The organism is Parasphingorhabdus sp. (genome assembly GCF_059726685.1).
The window spans coordinates 1,458,437-1,471,132 of sequence record NZ_AP041068.1 but is presented as its reverse complement, the minus strand read 5'-3'; the positions used below and the strand labels follow the sequence as shown (position 1 = coordinate 1,471,132).

The 12,696-nt window shown below is 51.8% G+C and carries 12 protein-coding genes; 7 read left to right on the top strand and 5 right to left on the bottom strand.

Translation table 11 applies throughout. From position 1 onward, the window contains the following. The first annotated feature begins 28 nt into the window (after window positions 1–28). Window positions 29–925: a LysR family transcriptional regulator gene (locus AC6I9Z_RS07335; protein WP_461454776.1), complete on the top strand. Its 897-nt coding sequence runs from the start codon at window positions 29–31 to the stop codon at window positions 923–925. 178 nt (window positions 926–1,103) lie between these two features. Here the strand turns inward: AC6I9Z_RS07335 and AC6I9Z_RS07330 are convergent, their stop codons facing one another. After that, window positions 1,104–2,147 carry an ester cyclase gene (locus AC6I9Z_RS07330; RefSeq protein WP_461454774.1) on the bottom strand — a complete coding sequence of 348 codons (1,044 nt, stop codon included), beginning with the start codon at window positions 2,145–2,147 and terminating at the stop codon, window positions 1,104–1,106. A gap of 182 nt (window positions 2,148–2,329) precedes the next feature. On the opposite strand from AC6I9Z_RS07330, the gene AC6I9Z_RS07325 reads away from it, so the two are divergent. The 6 genes from AC6I9Z_RS07325 to AC6I9Z_RS07300 all read left to right on the top strand — a co-directional run bounded on the left by AC6I9Z_RS07325 (window position 2,330) and on the right by AC6I9Z_RS07300 (window position 9,306). After that, window positions 2,330–2,749 carry a hypothetical protein gene (locus AC6I9Z_RS07325; RefSeq protein WP_461454772.1) on the top strand — a complete coding sequence of 140 codons (420 nt, stop codon included), beginning with the start codon at window positions 2,330–2,332 and terminating at the stop codon, window positions 2,747–2,749. A 28-nt stretch (window positions 2,750–2,777) separates the two neighbouring features. After that, window positions 2,778–4,298, top strand: coding sequence for an acetaldehyde dehydrogenase ExaC (gene exaC, locus AC6I9Z_RS07320; protein WP_461454770.1), 1,521 nt, complete (start codon window positions 2,778–2,780; stop codon window positions 4,296–4,298). Between the two features lie 12 nt (window positions 4,299–4,310). After that, complete coding sequence (locus AC6I9Z_RS07315; protein WP_461454768.1) at window positions 4,311–5,066, top strand: alpha/beta fold hydrolase; 756 nt, start codon at window positions 4,311–4,313, stop codon at window positions 5,064–5,066. A gap of 13 nt (window positions 5,067–5,079) precedes the next feature. Continuing rightward, on the top strand, window positions 5,080–6,714 hold the full coding sequence (locus AC6I9Z_RS07310) for a sodium:solute symporter family transporter (protein WP_461454766.1): 1,635 nt from the start codon (window positions 5,080–5,082) through the stop codon (window positions 6,712–6,714). Window positions 6,715–6,801: 87 nt separating this feature from the next. Beyond that, complete coding sequence (gene hisD / locus AC6I9Z_RS07305) at window positions 6,802–8,085, top strand: histidinol dehydrogenase (protein WP_461454764.1); 1,284 nt, start codon at window positions 6,802–6,804, stop codon at window positions 8,083–8,085. 75 nt (window positions 8,086–8,160) lie between these two features. Beyond that, window positions 8,161–9,306, top strand: a complete 1,146-nt coding sequence (locus tag AC6I9Z_RS07300; protein ID WP_461454762.1) for a cobalamin-independent methionine synthase II family protein — start codon at window positions 8,161–8,163, stop codon at window positions 9,304–9,306. Here AC6I9Z_RS07300 and AC6I9Z_RS07295 read toward each other — a convergent pair. Genes AC6I9Z_RS07295 through AC6I9Z_RS07280 form a run of 4 tightly spaced genes read right to left on the bottom strand, consistent with a single transcriptional unit; the run spans window position 9,303 to window position 12,695 of the window. Further along, window positions 9,303–10,004, bottom strand: coding sequence for an RraA family protein (locus tag AC6I9Z_RS07295; protein WP_461454760.1), 702 nt, complete (start codon window positions 10,002–10,004; stop codon window positions 9,303–9,305). The two genes, AC6I9Z_RS07300 and AC6I9Z_RS07295, sit on opposite strands and share 4 nt — an antisense overlap. Before the next feature lie 2 nt (window positions 10,005–10,006). Continuing rightward, complete coding sequence (locus AC6I9Z_RS07290; protein ID WP_461454758.1) at window positions 10,007–10,903, bottom strand: amidohydrolase family protein; 897 nt, start codon at window positions 10,901–10,903, stop codon at window positions 10,007–10,009. Beyond that, the gene (locus AC6I9Z_RS07285) at window positions 10,900–11,976 is read right to left on the bottom strand and encodes an ester cyclase (protein WP_461454756.1); all 1,077 of its coding nucleotides are present in this window, start codon (window positions 11,974–11,976) and stop codon (window positions 10,900–10,902) included. Before AC6I9Z_RS07285 ends, AC6I9Z_RS07290 begins: the two co-directional genes overlap by 4 nt. Continuing rightward, window positions 11,973–12,695, bottom strand: a complete 723-nt coding sequence (locus AC6I9Z_RS07280) for an SDR family NAD(P)-dependent oxidoreductase (RefSeq protein WP_461454754.1) — start codon at window positions 12,693–12,695, stop codon at window positions 11,973–11,975. Before AC6I9Z_RS07280 ends, AC6I9Z_RS07285 begins: the two co-directional genes overlap by 4 nt. Between the last annotated feature and the right edge of the window lies 1 nt (window position 12,696).

Here is a 12,696-nt window from a genome sequence, read left to right as displayed (position 1 = left end):
CATCATCTACATGCGATACTTGCAATTAATGACTGATACAAACGAACAACTCTTTCTTCGCGTAGTGGAAGCTGGCAGCTTGAAATCGGCCGCGGAGCAAATTGGTGCCGATCCGTCTGCAGTAAGCCGAAAGATCGCCGCGCTGGAAGGCAGGCTAGGTGTAAAATTACTGCAACGTTCGACAAAACGGTCGTCACCGACTGAAGCAGGGGAGCGATATTATCAAGGCATGCGTCGCTTGGTCGACGCACAAGCGGAGCTGGAAGCAGATGTTTCGGGTCTGGTTGACACGCCTTCCGGTTTGCTTCGTGTTGCTGCACCGGTTGACTTCGGGGCACGGTTTGTCGCTCCCGTACTTAGTGATCTGCAGGAAGAATATCCCAACCTTACCGTTGAACTACTGTTAGGGAGTACGTTCTCGGATCTGATCGAGCAGGGGATCGATGTCGCTATTCGCATTGGTAGACTGCCAGATTCAAGTTTGATCGCACGGCGTCTTGGATCCGTACCCCGTGTACTGGTTGCTTCGTGTGACCATCTACGCGAACACGGAGTGCCAAAGGAACCGCATGATCTATCTGCTCGTCCATTCATCTTTTATCGGCCCGGCCAAAGTGCAGAAACGATTGCGCTCTCAAAAGATGGCAAGACCATTTCTGTCAAAGTCAGCGGAAATATAACCGCCAACAGCGTCACTGCTATCAGAGAACTTGTCTGTTCGGGTCGAGGATTTCACCTTGGCCCGCGCTGGGCGTTTGAAGAGGAAATCGAAAACGGCAAGGTGGCGTCCGTTCTCGATGACTTTGAACTGCCAGCACATCCGCTCCATGCGCTCTATGTCGCAGGTGAATTTGTACCAGCAAAAGTCAGGGCCATTATCGAAAAGATGGCTGCTAGAGTAAGGGAAAGCCGGTCCCTAAGTTAAAACCAAAACGTCCGCTTTTGGGATATTGCGAAAGCCGCGAGATCGTCGGACGTTGGGGCGCTTGTCCGACCGTTGGCATTTGCATTTCTAATGCCCGCTTTTGCACCCAAAGCGGACTCTAAGGCTTATCCTGAAAGCGGACGTTGGTCTGATGGAACCTCCAGAAGCCAAATCACAGCTAGTTTTTCGAAAGGCCGTCTGGAAGGGTAATCGCACCCAAGTTCCTAGCCTTGTTAAATTCACCCATACGCGCCAGCACATCGATGCCAACCTGTGCATATAGATCGAGCAGGTCGACCAGCACCCAATTCTCGCGGATAAGGCCGTCTTCCATTCTCCAGAAATCGAGACTGCGTAGAAGAACCTCCTTACCAGCCGGAGCGATTCCCATCCAGCCGTCATTGGATAAAGTCAGGCGCATATTGGGCCATCCGGTCTCGCAGACATAATTCCCTTCGGCCACCCAGTGCGACAATAAATCACCCATGGCGTCGAGCTTTCGGTCAGGCATGGCGCGCAGAAAAGGTATCTGGTGCCAATTGCGAAATCCGGAAATGCCCCGCGCAGTCCCGATACCGGCGGGGCCATACCAATTAAATCGTGGATGCCAGTATTTTTCCAAGTTCATGACCTTGGGATCCGGATCTGCAGGATAGCGGCACAAATCCTCCAGCATCGCGATGACATGTTCCATCGTATCTTGCCCTTCGCCTGATTGATGAAGGCCATCTCCGCTCATTGGGGCGGGGGTGCACAAATAGGTACCAAGTTGCGGAGCCATTGGCCAGGCACCCGCATGCATCATCAATTCTGGGATATCCCAGATAGCCTGCATCTCCGTAACCTTGCCGTCTTCGATCCGGAAAAATTCATGATAGCGCATATGGGCAAGGCCGCCACTGGGCGGAATGTCGAGGAAGGGTGCTAGAAACGTCCCCATATATTGCCCCATGGCGCCTACCCACTTTTGTCCCTCCGGCGTTGTCCCTGCTAGCAGGATCATATCGCGTCGTTCTAGATCGGGCATCGCCTGATGTAGCGGAATCAGGCAGTCATCAAGCAACGCATCAGGTCCGCGAACTGTACCAAACGGATGACATAAATGTAGGGTCGCATCGTGCACAAACAGATCGTCCATGATCGGACGCATCACCGCAGGATCGAAATTTTCCGCGGCTTTGCGAAAACTTGCCAGAAACGATTTCAATTCTTTTGATGTCATAATGATAGATTTCCGATGATTTTGAATGCCGGCATGCCCTCAGGTCTAATTGCCATGAGACGTCGTTGTCCTGATATTCATTTGCCGTCATTCCTTGTTCAAAAAGCGCCACTAACTCAAATTGACTTCGAATGCAAAAATCTTCACAAGGGGAAAAGAAAAAGTAGTTTTGGGAGCATATCATGTCAAAAATGGGCATCGCCACTAATTTTTTCCATGCATGCGAAGGATTGGAAGGCCGATCCGGTTGTCAGCAATATGTTGCCGATGGAGCGCGTTTCGAAGCACAAAGCGAACCGATTGCTGATATAGTGACGGTGCTCGATTACTGCGACTGGATGCAGGGCCTCGGTCAAGGTCCGCTAAAAGGATGCAATTATAGAATTGTAACGAGCAGTTTTGACGAGGACAGCAGCACAGCTCTGTTCTTCGGTACTTTTACCGGTAAACATATTGGAGAAGGTGGTCCAGTGGATGCCACGGGCAAAGAGACATCATCTCACTATGTCTATGCGATCACCATCAATGATGAAAACAAGGTCAGCGGCATGATAAAAATCTGGAATGCACCTTGGGCACTCACGGAACTGGGCTGGATGTAGACCAAAACCGGCTGGAGAGGATGAGGATATGATTTACGCGAAACCCGGAAGTGAAAACGCGATTTTCACATTCAAGAAACGGTATGAGAATTTCATTGGTGGGGATTGGGTCGCACCTGCCAATGGAAGCTATTTTGAAAATAAATCACCGGTGGACGGCAATGTCTATTGCGAAGTGGCTCGATCTTCCGAAGCCGATCTTACAAAGGCACTTGATGTAGCGCATGCAGCAGCGCCAGGATGGGGCAAGACCTCGGTTGCAGAGCGCTCCAATATGCTGCTCAGGATCGCGCAAAGGATGGAAGATAATCTAGAGCAGCTCGCCTACGTCGACAGTTGGGACAATGGCAAAGCCATCCGCGAAACGCTGAATGCAGATATACCTTTGGCGATTGATCATTTTCGGTATTTCGCCGGTTGCATTCGTGCACAGGAAGGTTCGGCTGCCGATATTGATGCTGATACCGTTGCCTATCATTATCACGAACCGCTTGGTGTCGTGGGTCAGATTATTCCCTGGAATTTCCCGCTGCTGATGGCCGCTTGGAAATTGGGACCGGCCCTAGCTGCCGGCAATTGTGTCATCCTAAAACCCGCCGAGCAAACACCGATTTCCATCCTTGTTCTGATGGAGATGATTTCGGATATCCTGCCTTCCGGTGTGGTGAACATATTAAACGGCTTCGGCTCCGAGATCGGCGCGGCACTGGCTTCGAGTGACCGGATTGCAAAAATTGCCTTCACCGGGTCAACCGCCGTCGGTCACAAGATTCTGGAAAATGCGGCAAAATCGTTGATTCCTTCGACCGTTGAACTCGGTGGCAAATCCCCCAATGTCTATTTCGAAGACATTATGGATCACGAGGCCGACTATATCGATAAATGCGCTGAAGGTTTGTTGCTGGGCTTCTTCAATCAGGGCGAGGTATGCACCTGCCCCTCCCGCGCACTCGTGCAGGAAAGCATCTACGAGCCTTTCATGGAAAAGGTGATGGAGCGTGCCAAGGGCATCAAGCAAGGAAATCCGCTCGATACTGATACGATGGTGGGCGCGCAGGCATCTCAGGAACAATATGACAAAATCATGAGTTACATGACTATTGCTGCTCGGGATGGCGCGGAGATACTGATGGGCGGTGAACAAGCCGATGTCGGCGGCGATCTGGCGGGCGGCTATTATGTTCAGCCGACGCTTCTGAAAGGGCGCAATGACATGCGTGTTTTTCAGGAAGAAATTTTCGGACCAACACTGGCAATCACGACCTTCAAGGACGAAGAGGAAGCTATTGGTATCGCCAATCATACAATCTACGGACTGGGTGCCGGCGTCTGGACGCGAGACAGCAACCGTGCTTTTCGGATGTCGCGTGCCATTCAGGCCGGGCGCGTCTGGATCAATTGTTATCACGCCTATCCAGCTCATGCAGCCTTTGGCGGATACAAGAAATCAGGCATCGGCCGCGAAACCCATAAAATGGCACTGAACCACTATCAGCAGACCAAAAATGTGCTGGTGAGCCACGGCATCGATCCGCTCGGCTTCTTTTAGGTGCCAGCCAGCGTGCCGCAACATCCGATAGTCTTTCTGCCAGGTTTCATGTGCGATGGGCGCCTGTTTCAGGCACAAAAAGCAAGCTTATTCCGAAACGGCTATCTTTGCCTTGATGGCGATATCACTCGCTCGGCGAGTATTGAGAGCATTGCCCAAGATGTACTGATGGATGCACCAGAAAAATTTGCATTGGCGGGACTCTCAATGGGCGGGATTGTTGCATTGGAGATTGTTAGACAGGCTCCAGATCGCGTCACGCACCTTGCCCTGCTCAACACCACCGCCCATGCAGATAAGGTTCAGGAGCAACGGAAATCACAGATATGTAAGGTCGCAGAAGGCAAGCTTAGCCTAGTCATGCAAGAAGAGCTCAAGCCAAATTATTTGGCGAAATGCAACCGGACGTCAGAACGGCTGAATCTATTGGCAGACATGGGCTTGAAGCTTGGCGATAAAGTTTTCGCACAGCAGTCCATCGCGCTCATGAACCGTTGCTCGGCACATGGCACATTGCCTAACATTTCTTGTCCGACGATAGTTATGACCGGGCGCGATGATATAGTCTGCACTCCGAAGATTCACGTCGAGCTCGCGAATGCCATTCCTGATGCGGCCCTGTCGATCATTGCAAATTGCGGCCATCTTTCGACGATGGAGCAGCCACAAATCGTAACAAATGCTCTGTTAGATCTGTTGAAACAGACAGCTCCAACGGCGCAATCGACAAGCACTGGACCGGCCAGATTGCGCTTGGTTAAAGGCTAATAGAGGGGGCATTATGCAGGGATTTGGATTGCTGAACTGGGTCATAGTAGGGGTTTATCTGATCGCTAACCTGTTACTCGGCTGGTATATGAGCCGGAGGGTAAAGACCGCACAGGACTATAATTTTGGCGACCGCTCTGCGCCATGGTGGGCCATCGGTATCTCGGTCATCGCGACTTATGTCAGCGCGCTCTCTTTCCTTGGCGGTCCGGCATGGGCTTATGGCGATGGCATGGCTGCGCTTGCAATCCATGTGAATTATCCGCTGGTCATCTTTGCCGTAATCGTCCTGTTCTTGCCCTTTTTCTTCAACAGCGGCGTCACTTCAATCTATGAATATCTTGAGAAGCGGTTTGGGCCGACCTCTCGTACGGTTATGAGCATCATCTTCCTGATGACCCAGAGCATCACCACGGCTTCGATACTAACCGCAACCGCGGTTGTGGTCACTTTCATCACCGGCATTGATCCCAAAATATCGATCATCATCATGACGGCGATTGTACTGGTTTATACATTGCTTGGCGGCATGAATGCGGTGATCTGGACCGATGTGCTGCAAGGCGCCATCCTATTTCTCGGTGCCGGTATTATCCTCTATTGTCTCCTCGGTGCAGTTTCTCCCCTATCCGATGCGACAACATTTCTGGCGGCGAATGGAAAACTGGATCCCCTCAATACCGATCTTGATTTCACCGTCGCGCCCACTGTCTGGGCAGGTGTGTTTGCGATGACGCTTTTCCATATCACCGTCTATGGAGCGAACCAGATGATGGTGCAGAGGGCACTAGCAGCGAAGAATATTGGGGACGCGAAAAAATCCTATCTGTTGATGGGCTATGTTGCCTTCATTCTCTACTTCGTCTTTTTCTTCGTCGGCGCGTTGCTCTTCGTACATTTCAAGGGAGAGCCATTTGAGCAACCCAATGAGATCATCCTCACCTTCGCCAATACCCTGGCCATTCCCGGCCTAATGGGAATATTGGCAGCGGCTATCCTGTCTGCTTCCATGTCCAGCCTATCCTCGGCTTTCAATTCACTTTCCACGGTGAGCGTTGCTGATATCTACAAGCCGTTTATCAAAGCGGATGGCAGTGAGGTTCATTATCTTCTCATGTCTCGGATATTTACATTGATCTGGGCGCTGCTAGTCATCCCGATGGCTTATGCTTTCATCTCCAGCGGCGGGTCGATTCTGGAAACATTGTCGAAAGTCGGTTCTTATTTTGTCGGCGCCAAGCTCGCCATGTTCGGCATGGGGTTCTTCTCCAAACATACGACCGAACGCGGTTTGCTGGTTGGCGTTGCTGCAGGGGCCATCGGGCTGATCGTAATTGTCGGTCTGGGCGGATTGATGGGTATCAACGGCCTATATCCCGAGATCGCCTGGCCGTGGTATGTCGTGATCGGCGGAGGAATCAATATCATTATATCGTGGATCGCGAGTGTGGTTCTCGACGGTTTTCAGAAAGACTGGCATGAACAAACAGTGCCAGGACAGATCCGCCATTTCCGGGAAAGTGGCAAAGCCGAAAAGCAGGATGGATGGTATCTTGTGCCGGGACGAATTGACCGTCCGTTATGGGGACTTCTTGTCGTTTTTATCGCGATCATGCTGTTCCTCTACCTATTCGGAAAGTTCGCTTAAGACATAAATTAGCACCTGTTCGGCGGCAATTATTGCATTCGAATGCAAAACCGATTATGTGCGCTCAAAATCGACAAGGAGAATGTTATGCCCCGCTGGCTCAAAGAAGGCATTGATGCCGATACCAAGATGCAAACCGATGCCAAGGTTCGTGAAATTGTCGAAGGCATTATTGCAGACATCGAAGAACGCGGCGATGCTGCGGTTCGCGAATATTCGGAAAAGTTCGACGGCTGGACGCCCGATTCCTATCGGCTGAGCCGGGAGGAAATTGACGCCTGCTATGAACAGGTACCGCAATCAGCACAGGATGACATCCGCTTTGCGCAGGAACAGGTCCGCAATTTCGCGCAGATCCAACGGGACTCAATGAAAGATGTTGAGGTCGAGACGCTTCCAGGTGTGACTTTGGGGCACAAACATATCCCGGTAAATGCAGTGGGCTGCTATGTCCCGGGCGGGAAATATCCTTTAATTGCATCTGCGCATATGAGCGTGGTGACTGCAAAAGTAGCTGGTGTTCCCCGCGTTATCGCCACGGCGCCACCGTTTGAAGGCAAGCCGCATCCATCAATTGTTGTTGCAATGGATATGGGCGGTGCCGATGAAATCTATACTGTTGGCGGTGTTCAGGCCGTGGCCATGATGGCCGTAGGAACGGAAACTGTTGATCCGGTCGACATACTTGTCGGCCCCGGAAATGCGTTTGTAGCGGAGGCCAAGCGCCAGCTTTTCGGACGCGTCGGCATTGACCTGTTCGCTGGTCCAACCGAGACACTGGTCATCGCCGATGACAGTGTAGATGGTGAGCTCTGTGCAGCCGACTTGCTAGGTCAAGCGGAACACGGTCCGAATAGTCCGGCGGTATTGCTGACCAATTCCGAGCAACTTGCCAAAGACACAATGGCGGAAGTGAAGAGGCAGCTTACGATATTGCCAACGGCTGAAATAGCAGGGAAAGCATGGGAAGAATATGGGCAGGTAATTGTCTGTGACAGCTATGATGAAATGGTTGCCGTTGCCGATGATATCGCTTCGGAGCATGTGCAAGTGATGACCAGAGATCCAGATTATTTCCTCAACAATATGACCAATTACGGTGCATTATTCCTCGGCAAGGAAACGAATGTTTCCTATGGCGACAAGGTGATCGGGACCAATCACACGCTGCCGACCAACAAGGCGGCGCGCTACACAGGCGGGCTATGGGTCGGTAAATATCTCAAGACTTGTACGTTCCAGCGGGTCACCGAAGAGGCCTCGGTTGTGGTTGGAGAATATTGTTCGCGGCTCTGTGCGCTGGAAGGATTTGCAGGCCACAAGGAGCAAGCTGATATCCGGCTGCGCCGCTATGGTGGGACACCGGGATAGCAGTTTTTTACGCAATTATTTGCATTCGCAGTCATTGCACTTTAGGCCGTTCCCGAAAGCCAACGAGGAGCAGGCATGAAAACCAGTACCGATCGCATTTTGACAACCCATGTCGGCAGCTTGCCACGCTCCAAACCGGTGACCGATTGTGTCTTCGCCCACGAACATGGCGAAGAACAGGATCAGGCAGTTTTTGCCAAAACGATCCGTAATGCCGTCGCTGATGTTGTGAAGAAACAGGACCAAGCTAGGGTCGATATCGTCAGCGATGGCGAGATGAGCAAAATCTCCTATGCGACCTACATAAAGGACCGAATTACCGGTTTTGAAGGCGACAGCCCGCGTACCCCGCCTTCAGACCTGGAAGAATTTCCCGGATTTCTGGAGCGACAGGCATCAAGCGGTGGCACACCAACCTATACCCGCCCATGTTGTGTCGGACCTGTGGCAGTCAAATCCATGCAACCGCTGCAGGATGACCTTGATAATTTCACCGCCGCTCTGGAGAATGCAGATGTGGCTGAGGGTTTTATGAACGCGGCATCACCGGGCGTGATCGCTCTGTTCCAGCCCAACAGCCACTATGCCACGCAGGAGGAGTATCTTGAGGCTCTCGCCGAAGCTATGCGGCCAGAATATGAGGCCATCGTGGAAGCCGGATATATCCTGCAACTCGACACGCCCGATCTCGGTCTCGGCAAGCATATGATGTTCAAGGATCAGCCAGAAGAAGACTATGAACGCCTCGCCATGCGCCATGTCGAGGCACTAAACCATGCGTTGCGCAACGTCCCTGCCGACCGGGTGCGGATGCATATCTGTTGGGGTAATTATGAAGGGCCGCATCATCACGATGCGCCGATGAGCATGGTCATGCCGGTTGCGCTGAAGGCCAAACCGCAAGGGCTGTTGTTTGAAAATTCCAATCCGCGTCACGGGCATGAATGGGCCGAGATTGCCGAAATGGATATCCCGGATGACAAGATCCTGATCCCCGGCGTGATCGATAGCACCACCAACTTTATCGAGCATCCCGAATTGGTTGCGCAAAGGATTGAACGGTTCGCCAATATCGTGGGCCGGGAACGTGTAATCGCTGGCACCGACTGTGGTTTTTCAACCTTCGCCGGATTTGGTGCGGTGGATGAGGATATAGTTTATGCGAAGCTAGCAAGCATGGCGGATGGCGCGGAGATCGCTACCGGGCGGCTTTGGAACTAGGTTCGGGATTGCTCAAATTCGTGCCAGGCCGTTTCCAGCGTTTCGATATCAAACCCGTCCTGTTTTGCCGGCGCAATGATGATCTGTTCCGTCGCTAGCAGCTTGTCGATGGCGGCCTGCAATTCCGGCATAATTTCTGGCGGGATGACAAGCGCGCCATGCTGATCGGCATGAACCAAGTCGCCCGGCCTAACTTTCATTCCGAAAATCTCCACAGGACATTCCAATTCCTCAACGCGGACAAAGGCATGACTGGGGCCGACAGAACCAGCGATAACAGGAAAACCCTCCTGATGATCGTCGAGATCACGCATCACACCGTTAGTAACGGCACCCGACAATTTGAGACCCTTGTGCACGACCGTATGAACCTCTCCCCACCAGGCTGACACGCAATTGGGGCCATCAACATCTTCTATAATGCAGAGAGCGGGCCTGGGACCGTCCGCCATGTATCGGAAATAATCCAGTCGGCGTGCCTTGATAATTTCCGGCGATTCTGTCGATGGATTTTTCCCGGCAATCTTGGCCGTTCTCGCATAGCCAACCATCGCTTTCGCACCGTTCATCGCTGTCTGAAAAGTTCCCCGCGTATAGTCGTCAAAACCGCGTTTGCCCTGCGCTACCTCAATCGCATTGCATATCGTTGGCGTGTCATAGCGAGTGAGTGATTGGATGAAATTTTCGTCTGGCGTCATCATCATATCCTATAAAAATGTGCGGCGTTGTCGTGGAACATGGACTGACGTTCGCTATCTGAAAAGTCTTCGGTAACTTTCAAGTATGCCCCCATAACGTCGCTGTAGCTCGCATATAATTTATCAACCGGAAAATTGCTGCCAAAGGCTATACGATTTGGCCCGAAAACATCTATAACGCGCAGCACATGACCCCGGATCGTGTCGACAGTCCAATCATGGTCGAACATGCCAAATCCCGATATTTTGCATATCATATTCTCGTGATTGGCAAAGGCTTCAAGACCGTTTTGCCATTGCTCGATACCTTCCACCGAAAAATCACTTGGGCTGCCGCAGTGACAAAGAGCCAGCGGTGTTTCGGGGATCGAACAAAATAGCTTGGCGGCCACATTCATGAGCGGCGGAGTAAGCTGTAGGTCAAACGATAATTTGCGTTTGGCCAGCAGCCTTAAGCCAGTGGCAAAGGCCCGATCCGATAGCAAAGCCGAAGTGCCGGTCTTTGCGTCTTCTTCAGCGCTGCGCCCGACAATCTGGCGAACCCCGCGCAGACTTGCGGCTCTGCCATGCGCATCCAGTTGTGCATCGAGATCAGGGTGAGTCAAATCGACAAATGCGACAATTGCGTGCGGAAAGCCTCGCTTATCTGCGACGCTTTGTAGCCAGAGCGTTTCCTTGATCGCGTCTTTTTCTTGCACACCAACCTGGATGTGTACCGATTTAACTATGGGTAGATCGCCGTGATCAGCGGTAAAATCAGAGGTCAGATAATTTTTCTGAATTGGTTCGGGATCACCGAAAAAGCGTTTCACGCCGCGTTCCATCAACCAGGGATAGTGGCAATGGGAAAGGTCCCAGAGGTGGTGGTGCGCATCAATGATCCGCGCCGGTGCCGTCATGTGGATAGCCGGACGGTCTCGATTTGCCGATGGACCGCAACGTCATCCCAGATGGTAGTTTCTTCTCGGACACGCCCATTTATCACGCGAAAATGACTGACTGCCAAGATCAGGACGGGGGCATTTGTCGGCGCTCCATAAATCCCGTCGCCACTATGCGTTCCGGCCAATGTCCAGCGTACTGCTATATCACGCGCCTCTTCCAGATAGGGAATGTCTGCAATATGGTCGACGCGGATTTTGGCATCAGGAAAGGCATTCAGAATTTTCTGATGATAGAGCGACACTTCGTTCGGGCCATAAAAGTCCCTTAGTCCCGGATATCGGGCACCAACGCGATAATCATACAGCTCCGGATAGGCTTGTTGATTGCGACTATTCCAAATATCTCTGAAGTATCGCGCTACGAAATCTTGCGCTTCCTGCGAAGCTGAATTATCCGGCAATTGATCGGTATCGGCGCGCTGAATAGCTTCATGCTCTGCTTTGTGAAAGTCGATCAGCGAATTGTTGGCGGCGATGTCTTGCTGCGCCAATTTACGTGCAGTCTCACCAACATCAAACCCCAGTTGCATGACCGCTGCTGAATAATCGCGCACCAGCCATTCTTCATAAATCTGATTGTCGCGGCAAGCGCAGTCGGCAATGGTCATCACACGGACCTTTTTACCAGTCGCGGGACCAAATTCAGAAGGCCCCAAGTTAGTCATCTTGCTGGTAATGAGATGCGAGGAATAAAGCCCTGCTTCTCCGTCTTCCGACCAGATCACATTGTCTGCATCCAGCCTCCGGTCCGGAAATGCCTCCAGTGTTGCATGGGTATTATCGACCACAGTTTGTGCGCCCACAATATCCCCCGACAATGTATGGATCAGACAGTTTTCAGTATAATATTTCAGGCACAAATCAACCTTGCGTTCATGCCATATCCGTTCGGTTATGCGGATAATATAATCGGGAAAGTCGACAAATTCGTCGTCAAAACCGGGAAGATCCATCCGCCGCCCGGGAACGGGGTCAAGCATCTCGGAAATGTCCGTAGTGGCGACATGGGTGATTGGAAATTTGCTCATTGTGCGGTCCATCCTCCGTCGACGAGCAAGCTATGCCCGGTCACCATCGAAGCACCATCGCTGCAAAGATAAAGCACGGCTGCAGCAACATCTTCCGGTTGACCAATTTTCCCAAGCGGGATCATGCTTTTAACGAAATCTGCAAATTTTGGATCATCGAGCATTGGCTTAGTCATTGGCGTTTCGATGAATGTTGGTGCAACGGAATTCACGCGAATACCCTTTGGTGCCAGTTCGACCGCCATTGCCTTGGTTAACCCCTCTATCGCATGTTTGGTCATGCAATAGACTGTCCGGCCCGGTGATCCGACATGCCCCATTTGCGATGTCATATTTACGATAGAGCCACCCTGCCCCATTTTCTTTGCCGCCTCCCTTGCAATCCGGAAGGTTGCGCGGACATTCATATCAAGCATTACATCCAGATTTTCATCGCTTACCTCAACAAAAGGCTGCGGCCGGTTGGTGCCAATGTTATTGATCAGGATATCAAGCGATTTCAGCGTAGCAATTTTTTCAAGAAATACATCGCTGGTTGCATCTCCCGCCCAAATTGCCCCTCGCTCTCCTAGTCGTACGCCAAGACTGTTCAGATCTTCTGACGAACGAGCCACCGCAATCACATGGGCTCCGGCCTGACAAAGTGCCAGTGCAATAGCCCGGCCGATTCCTTTGCTCGCGCCGGTGACGAGTGCGGTTTTCCCTTCCAGAGCAGTCATA